This is a genomic window from Shewanella psychropiezotolerans, assembly GCF_007197555.1.
Taxonomy (GTDB): Bacteria; Pseudomonadota; Gammaproteobacteria; order Enterobacterales; family Shewanellaceae; genus Shewanella; species Shewanella psychropiezotolerans.
Genome location: NZ_CP041614.1, coordinates 5046272 through 5069325 on the forward strand (window position 1 = coordinate 5046272; position 23054 = coordinate 5069325).

At 45.2% G+C, this 23054-nt stretch carries 22 protein-coding genes, 1 pseudogene and 1 riboswitch; of the genes and pseudogenes, 13 read left to right on the forward strand and 10 right to left on the reverse strand.

From position 1 onward, the window contains the following. Positions 1-169 precede the first annotated feature (169 nt). The 7 genes and pseudogenes from FM037_RS22115 (at position 170) to hemL (ending at position 5439) form a co-directional block, all read left to right on the forward strand. Positions 170-826, forward strand: coding sequence for a DedA family protein (locus FM037_RS22115; RefSeq protein ID WP_144047775.1), 657 nt, complete (start codon positions 170-172; stop codon positions 824-826). Between the two features lie 299 nt (positions 827-1125). After that, entirely contained in the window at positions 1126-1464 is a 339-nt protein-coding gene (locus FM037_RS28885; protein ID WP_221937437.1) for a c-type cytochrome, read from the forward strand. Positions 1465-1466: 2 nt separating this feature from the next. After that, on the forward strand, positions 1467-2693 hold the full coding sequence (locus FM037_RS22125) for a sulfite oxidase (RefSeq protein ID WP_144047776.1): 1227 nt from the start codon (positions 1467-1469) through the stop codon (positions 2691-2693). Beyond that, on the forward strand, positions 2693-3070 hold the full coding sequence (locus FM037_RS22130) for a cytochrome C (RefSeq protein WP_144047777.1): 378 nt from the start codon (positions 2693-2695) through the stop codon (positions 3068-3070). The genes FM037_RS22125 and FM037_RS22130 overlap by 1 nt, the downstream gene beginning before the upstream one ends. 4 nt (positions 3071-3074) lie before the next feature. After that, positions 3075-3482, forward strand: a complete 408-nt coding sequence (locus tag FM037_RS22135; protein WP_144047778.1) for a c-type cytochrome — start codon at positions 3075-3077, stop codon at positions 3480-3482. A gap of 410 nt (positions 3483-3892) precedes the next feature. Continuing rightward, positions 3893-4054 (forward strand): annotated as a pseudogene (locus FM037_RS30485) (aspartate carbamoyltransferase); the annotation flags it as partial. A 98-nt stretch (positions 4055-4152) separates the two neighbouring features. Beyond that, positions 4153-5439 (forward strand): glutamate-1-semialdehyde 2,1-aminomutase, encoded by a 1287-nt coding sequence (gene hemL / locus FM037_RS22145; protein WP_144047779.1) that lies wholly within the window; start codon positions 4153-4155, stop codon positions 5437-5439. Between the two features lie 211 nt (positions 5440-5650). Here hemL and FM037_RS22150 read toward each other — a convergent pair whose 3' ends face one another. Further along, positions 5651-5851, reverse strand: coding sequence for a hypothetical protein (locus FM037_RS22150; RefSeq protein ID WP_144047780.1), 201 nt, complete (start codon positions 5849-5851; stop codon positions 5651-5653). Positions 5852-6406: 555 nt separating this feature from the next. On the opposite strand from FM037_RS22150, the gene nhaD reads away from it, so the two are divergent. Then, on the forward strand, positions 6407-7654 hold the full coding sequence (nhaD, locus tag FM037_RS22155; RefSeq protein ID WP_144047781.1) for a sodium:proton antiporter NhaD: 1248 nt from the start codon (positions 6407-6409) through the stop codon (positions 7652-7654). A gap of 99 nt (positions 7655-7753) precedes the next feature. Here nhaD and FM037_RS22160 read toward each other — a convergent pair whose 3' ends face one another. Together FM037_RS22160 and FM037_RS22165 are read right to left on the reverse strand one after the other, a co-directional pair. Beyond that, entirely contained in the window at positions 7754-8734 is a 981-nt protein-coding gene (locus tag FM037_RS22160; protein WP_144047782.1) for a general secretion pathway protein GspB, read from the reverse strand. After that, on the reverse strand, positions 8734-10362 hold the full coding sequence (locus FM037_RS22165) for an ExeA family protein (RefSeq protein ID WP_144047783.1): 1629 nt from the start codon (positions 10360-10362) through the stop codon (positions 8734-8736). The genes FM037_RS22160 and FM037_RS22165 overlap by 1 nt, the downstream gene beginning before the upstream one ends. A gap of 210 nt (positions 10363-10572) precedes the next feature. On the opposite strand from FM037_RS22165, the gene FM037_RS22170 reads away from it, so the two are divergent. Together FM037_RS22170 and FM037_RS22175 are read left to right on the forward strand one after the other, a co-directional pair. Next, complete coding sequence (locus FM037_RS22170) at positions 10573-11814, forward strand: multifunctional CCA addition/repair protein (RefSeq protein ID WP_144047784.1); 1242 nt, start codon at positions 10573-10575, stop codon at positions 11812-11814. A gap of 220 nt (positions 11815-12034) precedes the next feature. Then, positions 12035-12301 carry an Lpp/OprI family alanine-zipper lipoprotein gene (locus tag FM037_RS22175; RefSeq protein ID WP_112352032.1) on the forward strand — a complete coding sequence of 89 codons (267 nt, stop codon included), beginning with the start codon at positions 12035-12037 and terminating at the stop codon, positions 12299-12301. A 280-nt stretch (positions 12302-12581) separates the two neighbouring features. On the opposite strand, the gene FM037_RS22180 is transcribed toward FM037_RS22175, so the two are convergent. The 5 genes from FM037_RS22180 to folB form a co-directional block, all read right to left on the reverse strand. Then, positions 12582-13484 (reverse strand): L,D-transpeptidase family protein, encoded by a 903-nt coding sequence (locus FM037_RS22180; protein ID WP_144047785.1) that lies wholly within the window; start codon positions 13482-13484, stop codon positions 12582-12584. Between the two features lie 204 nt (positions 13485-13688). Further along, entirely contained in the window at positions 13689-14627 is a 939-nt protein-coding gene (locus FM037_RS22185; protein WP_144047786.1) for a putative RNA methyltransferase, read from the reverse strand. A gap of 62 nt (positions 14628-14689) precedes the next feature. Continuing rightward, positions 14690-15490, reverse strand: a complete 801-nt coding sequence (locus tag FM037_RS22190) for an undecaprenyl-diphosphate phosphatase (RefSeq protein WP_144047787.1) — start codon at positions 15488-15490, stop codon at positions 14690-14692. Between the two features lie 71 nt (positions 15491-15561). Then, on the reverse strand, positions 15562-16092 hold the full coding sequence (folK, locus tag FM037_RS22195) for a 2-amino-4-hydroxy-6-hydroxymethyldihydropteridine diphosphokinase (RefSeq protein ID WP_144047788.1): 531 nt from the start codon (positions 16090-16092) through the stop codon (positions 15562-15564). Continuing rightward, a complete protein-coding gene (folB, locus tag FM037_RS22200; protein WP_144047789.1) occupies positions 16093-16446 on the reverse strand; it encodes a dihydroneopterin aldolase in 354 nt (117 codons plus the stop codon). A 283-nt stretch (positions 16447-16729) separates the two neighbouring features. Between folB and plsY the strand changes: the two genes are divergently transcribed. Further along, positions 16730-17344, forward strand: coding sequence for a glycerol-3-phosphate 1-O-acyltransferase PlsY (plsY, locus tag FM037_RS22205; protein WP_144047790.1), 615 nt, complete (start codon positions 16730-16732; stop codon positions 17342-17344). Between the two features lie 204 nt (positions 17345-17548). Here the strand turns inward: plsY and FM037_RS22210 are convergent, their stop codons facing one another. Continuing rightward, entirely contained in the window at positions 17549-19561 is a 2013-nt protein-coding gene (locus tag FM037_RS22210) for a TonB-dependent receptor (RefSeq protein WP_144047791.1), read from the reverse strand. Positions 19562-19673: 112 nt separating this feature from the next. Then, positions 19674-19891, reverse strand: a riboswitch (cobalamin riboswitch). 458 nt (positions 19892-20349) lie between these two features. On the opposite strand from FM037_RS22210, the gene FM037_RS22215 reads away from it, so the two are divergent. Together FM037_RS22215 and FM037_RS22220 are read left to right on the forward strand one after the other, a co-directional pair. Beyond that, on the forward strand, positions 20350-20805 hold the full coding sequence (locus FM037_RS22215) for a BlaI/MecI/CopY family transcriptional regulator (protein ID WP_144047792.1): 456 nt from the start codon (positions 20350-20352) through the stop codon (positions 20803-20805). Continuing rightward, positions 20798-22066, forward strand: a complete 1269-nt coding sequence (locus FM037_RS22220) for a M56 family metallopeptidase (RefSeq protein WP_144047793.1) — start codon at positions 20798-20800, stop codon at positions 22064-22066. The genes FM037_RS22215 and FM037_RS22220 overlap by 8 nt, the downstream gene beginning before the upstream one ends. Positions 22067-22289: 223 nt before the next feature. Here FM037_RS22220 and FM037_RS22225 read toward each other — a convergent pair whose 3' ends face one another. Continuing rightward, positions 22290-22637 (reverse strand): DUF805 domain-containing protein, encoded by a 348-nt coding sequence (locus FM037_RS22225; RefSeq protein WP_144047794.1) that lies wholly within the window; start codon positions 22635-22637, stop codon positions 22290-22292. Positions 22638-23054 lie beyond the last annotated feature (417 nt).

The window sequence follows — 23054 nt, forward strand, 5'->3', positions numbered from 1 at the left end:
AAGCCTAGTATCACCAGTGTATGAGTGTGTTTATGAATTAGAAATTAACGCCAGATGTAACTTTCTTTATGAATGTAATAATTCCACAAGCCCGGAGAATAGCTAAGGTATAGTCAATTTTAGGAGTGAGAATTGGCTCCTCTACGCTATTTTTGAGGAACACCCATACATGCTGGACTCTTTTACCCATGTGCTCATTGCTTTATGGCATCAGGACTTCACCGTACTGCAGAACCCGGACAGTGCCGCCATGATCTACCTGTGCATAGTCATGTTGATCTGGCTAGAGAGCGCCTTTTTACCAGCCGCTCCCCTGCCCTGTGACAGTGTGGTGATATTATCCGGCAGCTTGGCTGCAGCAGGCATAATCAGCTTACCTTTAACTTGGCTATTGCTGATTATCGCCGCAGCCACTGGTAGTTCCATGGCCTTTATGCAAGGACGATGGCTGCATAAGTTGCCTAAGATACAAGGCTGGATCGACGCAGTACCCAGTGAACAGCTACAAACCGCGGATAAACTTCTGACTCGCCACGGACTACTGGCATTATTCAGCGCTCGCTTTATTCCCGTAGTACGTTCGCTTTTACCCTTGATGATGGGGTTACGCATAAAAAAATCAGCCCACTTTCAATACTATACCTGGTTGAGTGCCTGCGTTTGGAGCGGTTTACTACTGGGTCTCGGCTACTCAATGTCGCTATTACCCCAAAACATATCAAAAATGATCACCATGGGTCTGATTGTAGCGCCAGTGCTCACCCTGGGAGTTGCTATAACTGGCTTGTTAACCAAGTATTTTCTGAAAAGAACGAAACACGTATAACTTGCCAGCCCCGGAGGCCTCCGCGCCTCTGGCTCACCGATAACAGTGTCTAAATTAGCTTATCCCTCCTCCAGCCCCTAAACAAACAAAACAAACTAACACATTGGTTTAACTTGTTTTTCATGGTTTTTTATAACTTTTTACATGCCATTTCTTACTTTTAGCAGTAACTTCCCAACTCACTACACAGGCTTACAACAAAGTTTATTTAAAAACCTTGATCTCAATCAAGTAAGTTTAAACTTTTACTGTAAGTGAAAGTGAAAAACTGTGCCCCCAACTTTCATTTAAGGAAAATTATGGGTGTAAACATCGGTAACAAACGAAAGATATTGAGCAATGTCAGACTCTTAATAGCCATACCACTCACCTTAGCCTTAGTCAGTCCAACAGCCTTTGCCGATAAAGACGCTAGGCTTCTGTCTATGTGTCAGGCATGTCATGGCAGCGATGGCAGCAACGAGTTTAGTTCAATCCCGAACCTCAAATGGCAAAACCAGCAATACATGGTGCAGCAATTACAACAATTTAAAAGTGGCCAGCGCCAAGACAAAACGATGAGCAAGGTGGCAAAACTGCTTTCAACTGAGCAGATGGAATCCATGGCAAGCTATTTCAGCAAGGGTGAGGAAAAATAATAATGACTATCGATAGACGTAAATTTTTAAAAGGCGCAGTCGCGACTTCTGTCACCGCAATGCTGCCACTTAACTGGGCATTTGCTCAAAACCGCCCAGCTGGAATGGCTCCCCTCGACGTTTCTGCCGTTACCTGGAAAAATGTCGATGATCTTCCAAAGCATTTTAAAGTCCTTAACAGCAGTCCACTGAATGCCTTCCCACCAGAGCATCTGCTTGCCCCAGCCAAGACTCCAGCAGATATTGCCTTTATCCGCTGGAATGGACTGATGCCAGACTTTAACAGCATAGATCCTGATACTTGGGAGTTTACCGTAGACGGTGAATCAATTGAGACACCTAAGACCTATACCATAGCCGAGCTAAAGAAGAAATTTAAGACCCATACTCAGCAGCTGGTCCTAGAGTGTGGTGGTAATAGCCGTGAAAACTTCTATCCCAATGCAAAAGGTAATCAGTGGAGCAATACGGCAGTTTTCTGCGCCGAATGGACCGGTGTGCTAGTCAAAGATGTACTGGCCGATTGTGGCGTTAAGAGTAATGCTGTCTACACTGCGCATTATGGCGCGGATAAGCATATCAGTGGCAAAGGTGCTGCGATTTCCCGCGGTGTTCCTATTGAAGCGGCAATGAATGAAAATGCCATGATAGCTTGGGGCATGAATGGTGCAGATATTCCATTTATGCACGGCTATCCGCTGCGAATAGTCTTCGGTGGACGACCTGGCTCGGTATCACAAAAGTGTGCAATAGGCATGGGAGTTCGCGACCGTGTTCACGACGGTAAAAAAATGGGGGCTCCAGCCTACCAAGTACCAAAGAATCCTGTAGCACCTGGCGAGAAAGTCGATAATAAAGACTATAAAATCATCGAAGAGATGATAGTAAAATCCCTTATCACGGCACCACAAACCGGTGGCGAACTGAGCTTAGGCAAATCATTGGAAGTCAGTGGTCACGCCTGGGCCGGTACCCGTGATGTGTCCAATGTCGAGGTCAGTTATGATTATGGCACGACTTGGCAAACCGCTTCACTGACTAAGCCTGTGAATCCTATGGCTTGGCAGCAGTGGAAAATAAACCTAAAACTGCCACAGACTGGTTATTACGAGATCTGGGCCCGTGCTACCGACACTAAGGGTGACACTCAGCCCATGGTGCAACCTCAATGGAACCCTAAGGGCTATCTATTTAATGGCTGCCATAGAGTCGCTATAAGGGTCGTATAATGAAAAAACGACTCATAGCAGCCAGCATAGTGATAACGGGGATGATGTTCCCGGTCACTGCAGCCGAAAAATATCCGGTCGATGAGGTGACAGGCTTAGTCATGGCACCAGGTTGGGAAATAGTAAAAGCTCAGTGCAATGCCTGTCACACCAGTCTTATTATTCCTCAAAACCCGGGAAACCGAGAGGTGTGGCGGGATACCATTCAATGGATGATAGATACCCAAGGTTTATGGGATCTCAATGATACCTGGGAGCCTGTATTGGATTACCTCTCCACCTATTATGACGAGAAAGCTATCGATATGCGCACCTTCAGGCGTAAACCTTTGGAAGAAGACCTGATGCCTCCGATGCCATCTAAGCAGGAGCGCTAATGCTATGACAATGATGAAAAATTCAATATTGCTATTAGCTGGTCTACTTTCAACCGGTGTGACTTTAGCTAAGACGCACCAAAACAATGATGCATTCAATGCCACTTTAGCCGTGTCAGAGCTTAAGCTTGATACCAAAGTGCTTGAGCATGAAGCAGACTTCAGCAAGGGAGAAGCGCTAGCGAACCAGCGCTGTATCGCCTGTCATGGTGAAACCATGCTAAAAATGATGCCTACATATCCAAGCTTAAAGGGACAAAAATCCGCTTATTTGTTTAAACAACTTATGGAATTTAAGCGTGGGGTTCGTAATAACCCTTTGATGCAGGCTCAAGCAGGGTTGCTGTCTGAAACAGAGATGAAAGATGTGGCTTATTATTATTCGCAACAAGCCCCACTAAATATAAAGTAATACGCTTAAAGTAAATTAGCTCAAAGAAAGAAGTGAGATTAACGGTACCTATCCACAAGCCGCCGTAAGTCTTTTTGCTGTCCAGCCCTAGCTGGGCAGCCTTTTTCTTTAGCCTAATCCTTTTAGAGCACTCTTCATACTTACCTCCAAACTTGCCAGTAAACCATCTAACGATATTTAACTGACATGGGGTTTCTGGTATAGTGCCGCCTGAGCCACCCTAGATAACTTTAGGGCTCTCGACTCGGTCTACACTTGTCGAACCTCCCCCAGAAATTGGAAATAAAGGCTGATGACTCAGTTTCAAGAATCTCACATTTTCTCGGTAAACCAGCTCGATTTGGACGCCGTTCAACAGGTATTCGATGTTGCTTCCCACATGATCTCTTACGCATTAAGACAGCAACGCACTTCTGTGCATGTATAAAAATGTCAGCTTCACACTTGTCTCCCCAAAGAGCCCTCTATGCTTGACTATGTGATCAGTGATCATTGAAAATGCCGAGCATAAGATCACAATAACAGATCAACTTGAGGGCAATTTAGACCGGGCTGATATACTCTATCGGACACTCGGCGTTGATTCGCAGCTGGAAAATATGAGTGTCCAGTAAATTGGTATTCACGAAAAGCCGATTTTTAATCTGGCGACTGACTTTAAGGATTGATAATGACCCGTTCCGAAACGCTATTTGAACAGGCTAAAAAAACTATTCCCGGTGGCGTTAACTCGCCAGTACGTGCTTTCAATGGCGTAGGTGGCTCGCCACTCTTCATCGAGAAAGCCGATGGCGCCTATATTTATGATGCCGACGGTAAGGCATATATCGATTATGTCGGTTCTTGGGGCCCGATGATCTTAGGTCATAACCACCCTAAGATCCGTCAAGCCGTTTTAGATGCGGTTGAAAATGGCCTATCTTTCGGTGCCCCGACTGAGCTTGAAGTCAAAATGGCGGAGAAGGTCATCGAGATGGTGCCTTCCATCGAGCAGATACGCATGGTGAGCTCAGGCACTGAAGCCACCATGAGTGCAATTCGTCTGGCTCGTGGATTCACTAATCGTGACAAGATCCTTAAGTTCGAAGGCTGCTACCACGGCCACGCCGACTGCTTACTGGTTAAAGCCGGATCTGGTGCTCTGACTCTGGGTCAGCCAAGCTCTCCTGGGATCCCAGAAGATTTCGCTAAGCACACACTGACAGCTAGCTATAATGAGCTTGATTCTGTCAAGGCACTGTTCGAGCAATATCCAGAAGATATCTCTTGTATCATTCTCGAGCCTGTTGCTGGCAACATGAACTGTATCCCGCCAGTAAAAGGCTTCTTAGAAGGCCTGCGTACTATCTGTGATCAGTACGGCGCCTTACTTGTTATCGATGAGGTAATGACAGGTTTCCGTGTATCTAAGGGCGGCGCTCAAGGCCACTACGGCATTACACCAGATCTCACGACTCTTGGTAAAGTGATCGGTGGCGGTATGCCAGTTGGCGCATTCGGTGGGCGTAAAGACGTGATGCAGTTTATCGCACCTACGGGTCCGGTATATCAGGCGGGCACACTATCGGGTAACCCCATTGCCATGTCGGCAGGCCTTGCTCAATTGGACGCACTCTGTGAAGACGGCGTCTACGAAGAGCTCGCCGCTAAAACTAAGCGCATCGCAGAGGGCTTCAAAGCTGCGGCGAACAAGCACGGCATCCCTATGTCCATCAACTATGTGGGTGGCATGTTCGGTTTATTCTTTACCGAAGAAGAGAAGGTCACAACATTCGCTCAAGTCACTAAGTGTGATGCAGACAAGTTCCCTATCTTCTATCACGGCATGTTAGATGAAGGTGTTTACTTAGCACCAAGTGCTTATGAAGCAGGCTTCCTGTCGATGGCTCATAGCGAGAAAGAGATAGTAGCAACACTAGCAGCTGCCGATCGTGTATTTGCTAAGATGGCTAAGTAAACTAGCTAACTAACAGCAAACATAAACATAAAAGGATGCTGAGCATCCTTTTATATTGCCTGCTCTTTGTTGCCAAAAGCCAGCTTCCCCTATCTATAACACACAGTGAGAAAGAGATAGTGGCGACACTAACAGCTGCCGATCGTGTATTTGCTAAGATGGCTAAGTCGACTCCCTAACGGGATACTAAGGCAATAGTGAATATTTAAGACTAAAAACCATCTCGGTTTCTCTTTGAGCCCCACGTCGAGCGCAGGATAAGCAGAGCGATAACGCCTTGAATAAGCAGCAGGCTATTATCCATGGCAATAGAAGGGTTGCTCACAATGCCTAAACTAACTAGCTGTTTAGCACAAATCACAAACCAAAATAAGGAGCCTAACAACAACACGGCTCGAAATAGAAACTTCATACGCCCCCCAACAAAACACTTCAGCTCTAGATTTTATCTGCATTCAGGAATTAAAGCCTAAAATGCTAGACCTAGTCGCTATAATGAGCACAATATACTGTTTACTTATTGCGCAGTCAATTATTTGACCTCGCCATAAAAATGACGAGCGTACTAATTTTTCAATTAACTCCGTTGGATATTAAATCCATAACCATAAGCCATTGCATCCAACGCTTTTTCTTGGTTACAAACACAATCTAATGATGAAAAATATATTTCACACTTTTCTCAACTTGCTGACCTTTCTCAAATGTTCGCATCAGATGAACAGGATTTAATAAATTAAAAACCAAGGTCAAATTTCGGCTTAACTAGCCCTATTCAAGCTTTAATCCAGTAAGCAAGATGATCTGCAGCACAAAAACACTGGAAAACAGACCCAGTTAACACTTGTGTTATTAACATCTGTGTGGCTTAATCCGCCCGATCAACACACGAAGCTTAATTAAACCTTAATTCTGGATATTGCTTGCCCACACCAGGCAACAATAAATCTTCTGTAGGAACTGATGTATGCTCAACATATTCCTGATATCCCTCGCTGTTTTAGCCCTATTAAGTATCATTTTCGAAGAGGTCACTCACCTCAATAAAACCAAGACAACCCTATTCTTCGGGTGTATCTCATGGGTTGTACTATTTATTTCTGCCGGAGATCCTAGCCATGAGAAACTCGTCGAAGCAGAACTAAACGAAAACCTACTCGAGATAGCAAGCCTCTGGCTGTTCCTCATGTCCACCATGACATTCGTGGCTTATCTCAACGCGAAAGGCATGATTCAGATACTGGTACAGAAGATTTTCCCCCAACGAGTATCCGTTCGTTTACTCATGATACAAGTCGCTTTCTTCTCTCTGGTACTGTCCGCTATCTGTGACAATGTCACCGCGACTCTGGTCTCACTGGGGTTATTAACGACCTTTAAGCTCGATAGTCAGATGCGCCGACGCATGGCGGTGTTAATTATCTTCGCCGTCAACTCGGGAGGAGTTTCCTTGATCACAGGTGATGTCACTACCTTGATGATCTTTCTCGGTGGCCACGTACAAATGTCTGAACTCATGATGCTCTTTATACCAGCATCGGTCAGTGTGATGCTGTTAGCCCTTCTGTTTTCCCTCAAGGCTGAAGGCTATGTCAGCACCACACCGATAACCAGGAGTTATCAAAGAGTCGATGTAATTATTGCCATGATATTCTTCTCCACCATAGTGGCGACCATGGCACTGAATGTCCTGTTTGGCGTACCGCCGGTGCTGACCTTCTTAACCGGTTTATCTATCATGTTCCTTGTCGGTCACACCTCGCGCACCAATAAAGAGGAGCTACAGATCCTCGAATATATCAGGCAAGTTGAGTATGATACCTTGCTATTTTTCCTGGGTATCTTGCTGTTAGTTGGCATGCTTAAGGAGATTGGTACCTTAGATCTACTCACTCAGGTCTACGCTCAGTTTGATCCAAACATTTCGAATTTTGTCACAGGCATAGGCTCTGCGTTACTCGATAACGTGCCGCTAACCGCCGCGCTGTTAAAAGCCGAACCGGTACTCAACACCCCTGAATGGCTGGGATTAACATACTCGGTAGGTGTGGGTGGCTCACTGCTCGTCATAGGCTCGGCTGCAGGCATCATAGCCATGAGTAAGGTTAAAGAACTCACCTTCGTCAGCTACCTCAGGTACGTACCTGCGCTGCTATTGTGCTATAGCGTGGGTTACGCGTTAACCTTATTTCTATCATATAAATTTTTCGGCTAAGCTAGCTTAGCTGACAAGATAAAAAGAGGGCGCCGATTGGCGCCCTCTTTTTATCTTAATTATCTGAATCACATCGACTTGGTTCCTAGTCCCTAGATTCTATATCGCCGGTACCTTAAACTTTGTGCCTTGTATCGATAACACCACGTCACTGGGTCTAATTTCAACGATCTCTAACTTACCGCCTATCTTATCGCCTTCCTGCAACTCAGCCCCATCGACATTGAGCCAACGATTATCAGAATTGGTGGAATATACATGGGCGTTGATATTAAATTCCGGCACCTGCAACTGGAGTCCGGCTGGTAGCTGACCATACTTTGGCAGGGTATCGGATTTTGTAGCTGGTATAGGATCGAGTTCACGCGAAGTCATGGGCGCCGCAAGAGAATTTTTTACTTCAACCGCTTTTAGCGCAGCCTCAAAGGCGGCCAATAAATTATTTTCATCTTGATAGTTTTTCGGCGTAGCAGAACCCGTTTCCAATCCAACCTCAGATGCGGCTTGATTGACTTCGAACTTCAGAGCCGCAAGCATATCTTGGCCCTTCTGATTAGCATTAGCCCCCAGCATGATCGGCTCACCAGCTAGACTATTAGTTGAAGTTGAAGTTGAAGCTGGCTCAACATATTGTGATGCCTGTGACTTAAGCCTATTATCAACATATCCACTAGGCTCTGCCGAGTGCGTTTGCTGCGACCTATTATCAAGATAACCCTCAGCTCTGGGTCGCTCGGTCGCTACTGGCAAGGCCACCTTTCCTGCAAGTCTAACACTCTGCTCATTTTCTAATGAAACTAGTTGAGAAGATGTGGCTGGCATTTCTTTAGGCTCTTGCAGAAGTGGCTGTGCCAATTTAGGCTCAGATACTTGACTGGAATCACCGACAAGATAGATCTGGCCTAACCAGGCTATGATGATCAGGAGTATGACAATCAATCCCCCAAAGAGGACGGTTAAATTTCTCAGGCTGTTACCAGAGAAATTATCATACTGAGCCCTAGGCGTTAATACGGGATCTATACGAACATCCAGCTCTTGGCTTTTAGCGCGTGTCACCGCATCAAGTAGAATGGACATTAGTAGCTCCTTCTCGCTTCGACTAACCTGGGTCCTTCGGCGCTAAGATAGAGGTTAAGCTGAACTAATGTCTGACTCCCGGCAATGGCATCTGCTCTAAGGCCATGCTCACGTTGGAAGCGCATCAACTTATCTTCTAATTTCGCATCGAAACCATCGACTAATCTTGGTGCCGTATGATCAATTTTGGCTAAACTGTTTTCAAGCCATTGGATTTGCTCTGAGTTTGAGCCTTGTCCTATCTCTCTTGGCTGGCTAATTGGTGCTTGCCACAAGATCTCAAACGTACCGCTAAAATGACGCGTAAACCAGTCTCTGTCGACCCAAAGTTGCTGTTCATTCAGTTGTAATAACAGCTGTTCACCATGACGTGAAACCACAGTGCCATAGAAAGCCTGTTGTTGACTATCAATGAGATAAACAACAGCAGGGAAGTTAAGCCGAATTAATGAGTTCCAATTCCCCTGCTGCTGGAAACAGGAAAGGCCCTGCTGCTCAGCCGATTGGCAGGCAGACAGGCCGATATATGGCACTCGGTCCCAGAGGCCTAAGATGCTGGCATAGGCAGTATCTATGTCTCTACTTTGTGCAATAGCGCCATTGAGTACCCTTTGATTAGAACTGGAAACCCGGTCCTTATTTTCCTGCTGCGAAGATTGTGGAACTAGACTGCTGCCCGCTGAAGTTACTACTGAATTTACAACTGAATTTGATGCTGAGTTACCAGGCAAAAGGTTCCCCCATAACATAACCCCTAAAACACAACTAAGCGCCAGTACCGACCCTACAGCTATCGGCAAGAGATAACTTCGCTGTTTGATATCCTGGCCGAACACTTCAGTTGCTGCCGAACTCACCATTTTCTGATCGATAGGCACCTTAGACTGGGCATAGCTCGCCATTAATGCACGCTCACAAAGCAAGTTAATCAATCTTGGGATCCCGCCACTGTATTTATGTAGCGCCTTGATCGACCTTGGATTAAATAAGGGCTCATGACGCCCTGCCACCTTAAGTCTATGCTGCACATAAAGGCCCACCTCCTCGAGCGTAAGCGGAAGTAGATGATAGCGGGCGGTAATTCTCTGAGCCAGCTGACGAAGCTCTTGCCTTCTCAGTAACTGTTGTAACTCAGGTTGACCGATTAAAATAACCTGCAAGAGTTTCTTGGTATCTGTTTCCAGATTGGTCAACAGACGTAACTGCTCTAGCACTTCCGCCCTGAGATGCTGAGCCTCATCTATGATCAGGACTGTATTTCTGCCTTTCTCATGATTACCCAGCAAGAACTGACTCAGAAGATCCGTGAGCTGCTTTAAACTAGGGTCTTTGTCATACACGATACTGAGCTCATCACAGAGGGTGGCCAATAGCTCCTGCTCTGTCAGTGATGGGTTTAGAATAAATGCGGTATCGGTATTTTCAGGGAGTTGATTAAGCAGGCAGCGCGATACTGTCGTCTTACCTGTACCCACTTCACCGGTTAATAATACAAAGCCACCGGTTTCACCCAACCCATAGGTCAAATGAGCCAAAGCCTCACGGTGTCTATCACTAAGGAATAGATAATGGGGATTAGGTGCGATAGAGAAAGGGTTATCGCTTAAGCCAAAAAACGCCTTGTACATACTGAAATCAATCCTTAACCTGTACTTATCGGTTATAAAATACAAAAAACAGTTCAAACTAAAGCTAACCGTTCACCTTGTCAAAAAATGCTGAACAAAAAGCGATAAAAGATCATAAAATTAAGCGTCGAAGCGGCACTGAATCAAATAGACTAATACATGTTAAGATCTGTCTCATCTGGTCCATACATGAAAACTGTGATTTAAATTGTGAAAATTTACCTCGTTGGCGGCGCTGTCCGCGATAGCTTACTCAAGCTACCGGTCAAAGATAGAGATTATCTGGTAGTAGGTGCAACACAAGAGCAGATGTTAGCCAAAGGCTTTCATCGTGTAGGCAAGGATTTTCCGGTGTTTTTACACCCGGAGACTCAGCAAGAATACGCCTTAGCCAGAACTGAGAGAAAAACGGGCTCAGGCTACGGAGGCTTCACCTGTCACGCCAGCCCAGATGTGACCCTAGAGCAAGATCTACTCCGACGGGATCTCACCGTCAATGCTATAGCCCAAGATGATGATGGTAAACTCTATGATCCCTATGGCGGTGTAGACGACCTAAACAACAAGGTACTAAGACATGTCTCCGATGCCTTCATCGAAGATCCTTTAAGAGTACTCAGAGTCGCCAGGTTCGCCGCAAGATTTCATGCCCAAGGTTTCGTCATTGCCGATGAAACCCTCACTATGATGGCCAACATAAGTCAAAGCGGTGAATTAGAAGCCCTAACCGCAGAAAGAGTATTTCAGGAACTAGACAAGGCCCTGAGTACTGACAATCCACATATATTTATCCATGTACTCGAGCAATGTGGCGCTCTTAAGATCCTCTTTCCCGAGATACATGCCCTGTTCGGTGTGCCTCAACCTGCAAAGTGGCACCCTGAGATAGATACAGGCATACATACCCTCATGGTGCTCGAGCAAGCCGCTAAGCTCACGAAAGATAATTCAGTGCGATTTGCCGCCCTGGTGCATGATTTAGGTAAAGCTCTGAGCCCCAAGGAACACTTACCTAAGCACCATGGCCACGGACAGAAAGGCTTAGCGCCAATCAAGGCTCTATGCGCGCGAATAAAGGCCCCCAACGACTACCGGGATTTAGCACTGCTAGTCAGCGACCTTCATCAAAATATTCACAATATTGACCAGTTACGCCCCGAGACACTGATTAAACTCTTCGATAAGGCCGATCTGTGGCGTAAACCTCAACGTCTCGAGCAGATAGCCCTAGCCTGTGAAGCTGATGCTAAGGGGAGACTCGGGTTAGAAAATGAAGCTTACCCCCAAGCCAGCTACTTTAAGCACGCCTTCGAAACTGCGAATTCTGTTGCGGTAAAACCTATTATTGACGCTGGTTTTAAAGGGGCAGAGATAAAACAGCAATTACAAATAAAGCGTATCGAAATTGTCTCAGAAGTGAAAAATAACTTTAATAAAAATGCTGCACAATAGCCTTTAGTGAAGACGACTTTGTCTCTAAATTGTTAAAATGCGACACGAAGCGCTCACTATTTAGGCGCTCAACTTGCATTTAGCAGTAAATTAGTTAAGGTATTCAGGCCTTAGGGTGAAAAATCGTAGCAATATACATCAGCTATGACATAATCTACTGGTTGCAGTTGTATGTTACGGCTGTTCCATATCTATCAAACCTATTTAAAGGGATTTCCCAATGAACAAAAAAGTACTGATGATTGCTGGTGTAGCAATGACTGCCCTACTAGGTGGCTGTGCAAACACTACTGCTCTAGAAGAAAGCATTTCTAACCTAGGTAACAAGGTTGATCAACTGTCTTCTGAAGTTAGCTCTCTGAAGTCTGAGCAAGGTGCTCTTTCTGCAGACGTTAAAGATGCAAAAGCGGCTGCTATGGATGCACAAGCTGAAGCTAAGCGCGCTAACGATCGCATCGACAACGTTGCTTCTTCTTACAAGAAGTAATTTGTCTGTATCGGCAACACATATGTGTTGCCGATATGTTCTCCCCTTCCAAACTAAATCTCCCCCAAACAAGTTCAAATAGCTGTAAGCACCATTAAACTGAAATCAGTAAGATAAAGTGCATTCCAGTCACTCTTAACTTAGAACTCAAACATTTCATTCTTCAAGCTTCTACAATTTCCGCCCACAAAAAAACGCCCACTGGGGACGCCCTCTTCACACGGTTCTGCTCATGTTCTAGCTAATTCGCTTTCCTAGTCACTAGCTCCTAGTGCCTTCTCTAGAGCGTTATATTCACAGGTAAACCATTCTGAGTCAGTAACGCATCGTTAGCCTTGAAACTGTCTATATCGTCCTGGCTGATGAACTTGACGATGTTAGCGTTCATAGTCACGACTTTCTCTTGTTGCATATCTAACTCAGATTTAGACAGGGCAGAATGTACTTCTATGATATGGCGACCATCGGGCTCGGTAGAAATCTTGACTGTCTGATTAATCACCCGGACAGGATCGCCATACTTGGTCTGATTAAATAGCCACTCGATATCATCTGGGTTGAGACGCACGCAACCTGAGCTGACGCGCATGCCGATACCAAAATCTTTGTTTGTCCCGTGGATCAGGTAACTGCCATCACCATAAGACAGCTGCATGGCATAATTACCCAATGGGTTATCCGGCCCAGCTTGTACTATGGCTGGTAGAACTTCGCCGCGTTCCAGATGGTCCTTACGAATACTGGCCGGAGGCGTCCAACTTGGATTAGGAATTCTGGCCTTAATCTTAGTGACCATCTCAGGAGTTTCACGACCTATGCGACCTATCCCAACAGGAAATACGTGGACTTGTTTACCATTTTTAGGAAAGTAGTAGAGTCTCAATTCCGGTAGGTTGAGCACGATACCTTTTCTTGGTACATCCGGTAACAACATCTGAGTTGGGATGATGAGCTTAGTACCCGGTGTAGGTAAAAATGGGTCCACGCCTGGATTTGACTCCATCAGCTCCAGAATGCCGACGTTGTACTGTTTGGAAATCGTCTGGAAAAAATCCCCCTTCTGTACCACATGCTCCTGAAGCTCACCGATGAGACGACTGCCCTTTTCTGGCAGGTCATACACGTTGGCCATACTAATGCCTGGAATTACACTTAAGATGAACAACAGCAATATTCTCATCATAGGTATCTCTATTTCCTTTTTTCTCTACTATCAAATCGAATGTGACGACTGCTAACACCCATCAATATAAGGACCAGCAGATAACTCAAACACTAACATCCAGCTTAAATATTAACCTCTACTGCCACTAAATCCTAGCCCTATCGGTAACAAAACTGGGATAAAACAAAACCATTCAACCGAGGTTAATTTGCGGCGCTAACGTTATATTTTCTTCGACAGGCTAACAATAAAATCGATCTCTAATCCTTCGAAGTTACCTAAGGCGATCTTCTTACGCACTTTATCATTGGCCCGCCACGCATAAGGCGTCATTTCCAGTAACGTCAAGGCTTGCTCACCGTCAGCATCTAGCTTGAATGTTACTCTCTGAGTCTCTAATAATTCAAGCCCACTTACTTGACCCGATTGCACCGCCTTCTCTTTCATATCTGGGTAGATATACCCCTTCAACTGCCATAGGTGCCTTGGGGCAGGAGAGACCTGCAATAGATAACCAGCTTGTTTGAGGACCCGTAGCGGTTCTTTTCCCTTGAGTTGCTTATCAACTAACGTCACTAAATCGAAGCTAGCATCTGCGAAAGGAAGTGCTCTTAGGCTACTAACAATCAAGGTACTTTTTTCTTCTGGTTCAGTATCACTACTAGAGTCACTATTTAAATCCTTACCCGAGTCACTGGCAGGATCAGAGCCAGTAGCAGTATGAGAGTCAGACTCGGCGTCGATCTTCGCCGCCGAAAAGAGTGCATTCTCGGCTTCATTGATCCCATGCTGCACTAGAGTTAATCTGGCTTGCTGCAAGGACTCACAGAGGGCCGACTTTATCGCCCTGAGGTAGTAGCCTTCGCCACAATCATAATCCAGATGCTGAATTTCCCCTTCAGACGCCATATGCACGAGTTCAGGTTTAAGCATCTCTGTTATCGTCTCGACGAGAGGAGAGAATACACCGGACTCGAGTAAGAAACGCTTACCCCGCATCACCTGCCTAGAGTCTAGCTTAGGCTTTTTAGCCAGGCTAAATATCCAGTATCCTTTATCACTTTTATCGAAATGATGCTTATTGCTACAGTGTAAACCTTGGGATTCCAGATGGATCAGCAGCGGCTGATTACACACAGGGCATAGATAAATACTTTTCATAATGTCTCTTTAACAATGAAGATGTGAGTTCCTGTAGCCCAGCAAGTCACAGCTTGTAATAATTAGGCGAATATAAATACGCACAAGAGTGCGCCCAGCGCCAGACGATAGACGACAAAGGGGGTCATTCCAATTCGGCTGACCAGCTTTAAAAATACATGAATACAGGCATAAGCGGCGAGGAAAGAAACGATAATGCCCAGAGTTAAGGCCTGATAATCTATCGCCTCACCACTGGATATCAGATCTTTAGTCACCAGAATTGCCGCCCCTAAACTGATAGGTACCGACATCAGGAATGAAAATCGCGCCGCGGCCTCACGCCCAAGACCCAGCATCAAAGCCGCCGTAATAGTCGCACCGGAGCGGGATGTGCCAGGGATCAGCGCCATGGCCTGAGCCACACCTATTATCAACGCCTTCTTCCAACCCACTTGAAACTCAGTCAGCCCCTTGTTGGTCATTCTATCGGCCCACCACAGCAGGAGTCCAAATACGATAGTGGTCGTCGCCACCACCTCGATATTTCGCAAATGAGTGGAAATAAAATCTTTAGCGGCGAAGCCGACTATGACCGCCGGTATGGTCGCGAGTATGATCCACCAGGCCAGCTTACTCTCATCATTGTGCTTACCCTTGAACATGCTGCCGCCCCAGGCAATAAACATGGACCACAACTCACGCCTGAAATAGATGATTACGGCGCACAATGACCCCGTATTGACGGCGACATCGAAGGACAAACCTTGATCTTCCCAGCCAAGAAGTTGTGCAGGTAAGATAAGGTGGGCCGAGCTTGAGATAGGTAAAAATTCGGTCAAGCCCTGAATTAAGGCTAATACTATGACCTGAAATGTGTCCATGCATGTTTCCTGTTAAATGAATCTACACTTAGTACTTAAATGTGTACTTAGGTGAGAGCCAAGATTTGTACTTAGAGTGAATTAAGAGTTGAGGCTTCATCCGCCAAAGCCGGAGCCCAGACAAATGGGATAGGCCAAAGTCTTTGCTGATTTTTATCGTATTCATCCCACAAGGTTTGATAACTAATATTCACCGAAGGATGGGTCAAATCAGGGGCAAGCTCAGCCATAGGCCAGAGAACGAAGGCATTGGTTAAGATTTCAGCCCTTGGCAGTTCAACAGGATCGAGCGTGACCTTGTCGCCATAGAGCAGAAGATCCAGATCCAATGTTCTGGGGGCAAACTTTTTAGCCCCCACCAGACGGCCATTGTCTTGCTCGATCTTCTTAAACAGCGATACTAGTTCACCTATACTCAAATCAGTATCGACGCCAACGACCATATTTAAAAAGTTACAGCCTTTAAAGCCAACCGCTTCACTTTCATACACCGAGGAGAGTAAGAGTTTGCCAAAGTGATAGCTTAGGTCACTTAACCCTGACTTAAGGTAGCGCTCAGGCTCAATATTACTGCCCAGGCTGATATAAACACGAGATAACATCTAACAATAACCTCGCTCAATCTCGACACCGACAGCTGCAACACTTGGCACGGCTCCAGGTTTCATTACAGTCACTTTTACCCAAGGCACATCAAATTCATCCATTAAACAGGTCGCGATCATCTCAGCTACTGTTTCGATGAGTTCAATTGGCTTTTCGGTTATCAAGGCCGTTAATCGCTTCGATACCGTTTCATAACACAAGGCATACTGATAATCATCGGTATCCGCGGCGGGCTTGTTATCCCAAGCCATATCCAGATCGATCAACAAGTTCTGATGAATCTTCTTTTCCCACTCATAGATCCCGATAACAGTTTCTATTTTTAACTGTCGTATTAATACTCTGTCCATGCTCTCTCCAAAACCAGACTCGCTCCTCATCGATGAGGGCGCATTAAGCCGCTCGGCCTAAGAGGTCTGATAAGCGTTAACGGATAAAAAAGATATAATGCCAATCTTATCTATTAATTTGCTAAATGCCTCTTTCTAACGGTACAAATCCCAAGTAGGATAAGGCCCTGTAAAAGGATTTTACCTCTCAGGCAAAGCAGATAAAATAGAAAGTTGTGATTATGGCTTAGCACTGATAAATATTGTGGCGCGATGATACCTTAAGACGGATAAGGAAACCAATTTGACCATAACAGTACTCACTCTGGTAATGATATTGACCGCCTACTTGGCTGGCTCAATTTCCAGCGCCGTGCTCGTTTGTCAAATGCGTGGGCTTCCCGACCCAAGAACACAAGGCTCAGGCAATCCTGGGGCGACCAATGTCCTGCGCATAGGTGGGGCCAGCTCCGCGGCTATGGTATTATTCTTTGACATGTTAAAAGGTGCCCTGCCCGCCTATCTCGCCTTCCGCATAGGGGTCGAACCGGTCTCTCTAGGCCTGATTGCTATTGCCGCCTGTGTTGGCCATATTTTCCCTATCTTCTTTAAATTTAAAGGTGGAAAAGGAGTCGCGACGGCATTCGGCGCTATGGCTCCCATTGGTCATGACTTAGCACTCTCTCTGATAGGCACCTGGATTGTCATGGTATTAATCAGCCGATACTCCTCACTCGCCGCGATTATCACAGCCTTGCTCGCCCCCGCCTATACTTGGTATCTGGATGACAGGTTTATCATCCCGGTTTCTATGCTCTCGGCATTGATAGTCATCAGACACAAAGACAATATTCGCAGACTATTAAAAGGTGAAGAATCTAAGGTGTCCCGAAAGAAAAGAGATAAGTCGAAGGAATAAAGCCTAAGTTCGATATGACCCCGATAAAGTGGACTCGGGGTTTAAAGTCTTGGACTTCCCCGAGTCTAGAGTTCAGGGCCAGTCCAATACGAAGAATGAGGGGCAAGTAATCAGCAACGCACAATGGTCCGTTGCTGATTATTTCAGACTCTTGATGCTAGAGCTTTGATACTAGGAAGTCGCTCCTAGAAACGAACACCAACTTTAGAATCTATAACTCCCAGTTAGGCGTAGTGCGCGGCCTGTACCGGCATAATAACCGTTGCCCCAGCTGCTGTAATAACCTGAGCTGACATACTGTTCATCGAACAAGTTATCGACGCGAAAGCTGGCAAGCCAGGCATCCTTGGTGTAGTTAACCGCCAGGTTAGTCAGCCAGTATGCATCTAACTTATCACCAGCATTACTATTATCGCCTTCCATAAAACGCTCACCGGTATAAACCACTTCGGTAAATACCTGCCAGTTTTGATTGGCATCGATACTGAAGTAACCACGACCCGTGTGCTCTGCAACCCAGGAAAGTTGCTTACCTTCATTGAGACCTTCGGTAAATTCAGCGTCGATATAGTTATACTCGGCGCCCAATTGTACCTTATCGGTCAGCTGCCAATCCCAATCGGCACTCACACCGTAACGCCGTGACGCATCGGCGTTGACGTTAGCACCAGGAAAACCACCACCAATAGGGGTCTCAGCACTCGAGTCAAATACGATCTCATCTTCAAGATCTAAGCGATAAGCACTCAAACGTAATGTGTGCGACTTAGGTGTCCAGTCCCAACCCGCTTCGTATGAACGGCCCGTCTGCGGGTTAAGACCTATCACGCCAGGAGAGGTATAAGCTTGCTCATCGACCTTAGCGAAACGGAAGTTATCATCGGCGCGTAGATAGAATCTATGAGACGAGGTTGGACGATAATTCAGACCTAACTCGAAGGCATGGGCATCTTGATCTAATTCTATTCCTTCTGGGTACACAGAACCATCAACAAGATCATCCTTCGCTTCAGAGTAACGGCCACCCACGACATAGCTAAGACTAGTGGTTAATGGAACACTGGCTTGAACATAGGCACTGGCAACCTTTTGAACGTTACTACGACCACTGCTAAATTCTGACTCACCTCGACTCAAATCGATACCGGTGACGATACTCAAGTCGCCCTTTTCGGTGGCAATATGAGCAACAGCTTTAGGCGTAAATTCAAGAAATGAGCGCTTGTTGGTGCCAGGCTTTCCCCAGCTAATACTCTTAACTTTACTGTCGGTATAGTTGATATCGGCGCCCAGAGACCAGGCATCGTTTAATTGATGTTGGTAACCACTGCGGATAGCCGTTGTCATCTCATGTTGATAGTCATCTGGATTGAATGGATTTGCTTGAGTCGGATCGTCTTCAATCTGATCCAGAGTTAATGATCCCGCCATTTCACGATCGTTATCGTAGTAACTGGTCTCGATGAAAAAGTTATCCGATTCAGTTTGATATTGCAGGCGACCTAAAACAGATGATGTCTTATTGGCGTTATGATCACGATAGTTATCACCTTGGTTATAACTCGCAGCCGCATAGTAGCGCCAGGTATCGTTAATCGCACCAGACACATCGGCCTTGCCTTCATACGTGTTGAAACTGCCGCCAGACAGCTGAATACTTCCACCTGTTCCCGTCGGAGCCCTAGTAATGATGTTAATCACACCACCAACCGCCTGATCGCCGTAAAGCACACCAGCGCTGCCAGATAAGATCTCGACGCGCTCAATTTGATTGAGTGGGATCGCATTGATGCTAGGCGCCGCAATATCGATATTATTAAGACGGCGACCATCGACTAAGATCAGTGTATTGTTCGCAGCTTGGCCAGCAGAGAAGCCACGCATCGAAAAAACCGCGCCTGAGTTTGAATCTGAAATTTGAATGCCGCTCTGACCACGTAACACTTGGGTTAGCGTGGTCGCGCCGCTCATCTCTATCTGAGCAGAATCGATAATATTCACGTTGGCCGCGATATTCAGAGGGGTGTTTTCGCTACGGCCAATCACAGTGATCACTTCATCGACACTGTTTGCCTGGCTTTCACCAGTATTAGCAGCTTCGGCCGCCATAGCGCTCGATGAGACAACAGACAGAGTCAATACACTGCTGATTAGAATGGCTATTGTTGAAAGTTTGTTTGGCTCATTATATGACTTTTTATATGAGAGTGTACCCATTTTACCTTTAACTCCTAAAAGGAAAACGGGGCAAAGATGTCACGACATAATTAGGCCGTTCAGCTTTATGCTGTTGACCGAAAGCCGCATCTTGAGATCTGCCCGCCGAAATCTCAAAATCATCTAATGGGCCGGTCTCCGGACTTAGGCTCTGCGATGACACTTTAAAAAGCAACACTGCGCGAGTTCAGGCTTTTTACGCTGCCATTTCTTCACAAATAAGCGCACCTGACTCTTACCTTTTACCGTTGCGGGGGCAGTGTCAGATTCTCACTGACTTCCCGATTATCCTTCACCTTAATTGTCGAAATTCATAGCAAGCCGCTATGTTTCAACACGTTAAATAGGTTTAGGCACCACAAAAGATTGACTAAAATATTGTTAATTCGTTCCAAGAACGCACTCAGTTTTGTACCAAGTATTAGTACCCTGTTTAGCACCGAGTGACGAACCGCCGCATTATAGACGTCTATACGTATAAATGTCTAACTTTTGAATGACATTCTGCTTACCTAAAAGTCTAATTTTATTCTCTTTGGCTGTTGCTCCGGCAAATTTTTAATAAAACGATTTGTTCAAAAAGAATGCAAGCGTCTGATTGGCAATCAAAAGAAATCTAACTAACACCCACATAAAACAAATTCACAACATTTATATCAATTATCAAACAAAATGACTTGCCAAATTGGATTACAAGTGTAATCTTAAACTTGTCGATTACAGCTGTAATCCATAACATGCATTTAACAGAAAGTAATCAGTTCACACTTTGACAATGGGATCAGCCGATGAAAGAGATCAGTAATTCAGAACTTGCCGTACTCAATATCCTATGGGAGTCGTCACCGATAAGCTCAAATGAAGTGGTGAAAAAATTGGCAGATTCTAATGAATGGCACGAAAAAACAGTCAAAACCCTATTAAACCGCTTAGTAAAAAAACAGGCGATCGGGTTTCAAAAAAAGGGCCGAGGCTATCTCTACTCGCCCCTAATCAATCAGAGTGAATATCAAATTAAAGAGAGTCAGTCTTTCGTAGAGAGAATGTTCTCGGGTCGTATCGCCCCCCTCGTTGCAGGCTTTGCCAAAGAAAATAAACTCAGCGCAGAAGATGTTGCAGAATTGAAAACGCTGATCGACAACTGGCAAGAAGAGGACTCGAAAAAAGACAGCTTGAACAAGGGTGAGTTAAGCAGCGACTGTCAAACAACCGATACTAAAACAAAGGAGCCTAATCATGATTAACTGGCTCACACAACAAAGCATACTCATAAGCTTAGTCTGCGCCTTCATCCTACTTTTTCATAAGCCACTGCTTAAACAGCTAGGGGCTCACCACATGTACAGTTTATGGCTGGCTATCCCACTAATGTTATTAGGCTCTGTGGTACTGCAATTTCTGCCTAACTTGCTGGCAGAATCTAAGCTAGCAAGTTTTGAGCATTACAGAGTGCTGGCGTCACTCGCCGTTAAAAAAAGTGAAAGCCTAATCCCGGCCCCTTTAGTCGCAGGTTTATGGTTGTCTGGTATTGCCGTGATGACGGCACTGTTACTACTGCAACGACGCTATTTAAATAAATTGTTGAGCAAGAGTACACCTTATGCTCACCCCCAGAGCGGCGAACTTAACATCAACGCGCTGATGTTGACCGACGCTTTACCCATATTACAGAGTCCAGAGATCACTTCTCCCATGTTAACAGGCGTGATTAAGCCGACGATCATAGTGCCATCAGACTTTCATAAACTGACAGTAAAGCAGCAAAAAGCCGTATTGGAACACGAACTGTTTCACCATGAACGCGGAGACATCATCATTAACCTACTGGCCTATGGTCTGCTCGCCATCTTCTGGTTCAATCCGCTTTGCTGGCTAGCCTACCGCCGTTTTCGTGACGATCAAGAACTCGCCTGTGATGCTCAAATCACCTCATTGATGAATACCGATGAAAAAATTGCCTATAGCCATGCGTTATTGGCTTACTCTCAGCACGCTCAAATGGGCATGCTGCATACCCACTATGGAAATAAAAACATCTTAAAGGAAAGGATCATGCAAATGAAAAAACAACATGGAAAGAGCACTTTAACCATAATAGCAATGACACTAGGCTTAGGATTAGCAAGCTTGATACTCAATCAACAAGTTCAGGCAGGGGATCATCAAACCTCGTCGAAAGAATCGACCAAGCTAGCTAAGAGCCAAGCACATAGTATTCATCCACTGACCCGTGTCGAGCCTAAATACCCAAAAGAAGCTGCTGAAGCGAATCAAAATGGTTATGTTCAGCTCAAGTTCGATATCAGCAAGTCAGGCATGGTGTCTAACGTTAAAGTGATTAAGTCATCTCCCAAAGGTGTATTCGACAAGTCGGCAGTAAAAGCCTTAAAACAGTGGGTATATAAAAAGTCTAAGAAAGGGGCTAAAGGTTCTAAAGTTCAGCTGGATTTTGTTATCGATGAACCAGCAGCAAATGTTGAGCGTATTAAAGTCACCGCAAATTAATAAGAGCCGTTATTAAGAGCAACAAATCAACTTACTCGAGGCCATTCTGCTTAGGCTGATGGGTAAGATTTTGGAAAGGGGCCGCGCAGCTCTTTTTCTGTATCTGGAGAAAACCGACGAGAAAGGAGAAGTTTTAAAGCGTAAGTTATAAGAGGTAAATAGCCTTGAGCGAGAAGCGATAAGTTGAACAAGGAGGCCTAAGCCCCCATGCATTAACAATTTTTTAAGCTTCTACAGCCTTTGGATTCGCACCGTATTCATTTTCGCCTATGCTGTCTTGCACATAGAAGACCAACAAAACGATAGCACCAATAAGTGGTATTAAACCGATGAGCTGCCACCAGCCAGAACGTCCGGTATCATGTAGGCGACGAGTTGATATGGCTATCGTCGGTATCAACAAACCTAATGCCAACACAGTTGAAAATATCATAGTGCCTAACGTGACATCTATAACCGCCGCGATGGCATAGAAAATGAAATAAAACAGCATATACATCCAAAATGATTTACGACGATCTCGACCTGTAAAGTCTGCATATTTCTTTAATGCACCAATAAAATATTCCATATCTTTCCTTGTATTTGAATCCATCTTTACATTTAGTGTTTAAAACACTAACAACCATAAGACATTTTTTATTAAAAAGATGCCACCAAGCACAAATTTACCCTCTATTCGTCTGCTATCTGTTTTCTATGTTCTTCCAGCTCTTTATGAAACGTGTAAATAATCAGCATCCACTCTATCGACGAGTCGTTGCTCAACATACTTATGTGTGAACTATCAACGACCGATACGCTGAAATTCACGAGGGAGCTGCCGAATATTTAGCTACGGGAAAACAGTGATAAAAGGGAGTTTAGTGGTGATTGAAGAGTAATTCGTTTCATATTTTCTCCATGCAATTGTAAATTCCTAAAACTAACCCTCTCACAAAATAACCATACAAGTCATTAATATATATGAAATTAGCCTTATCCAGAT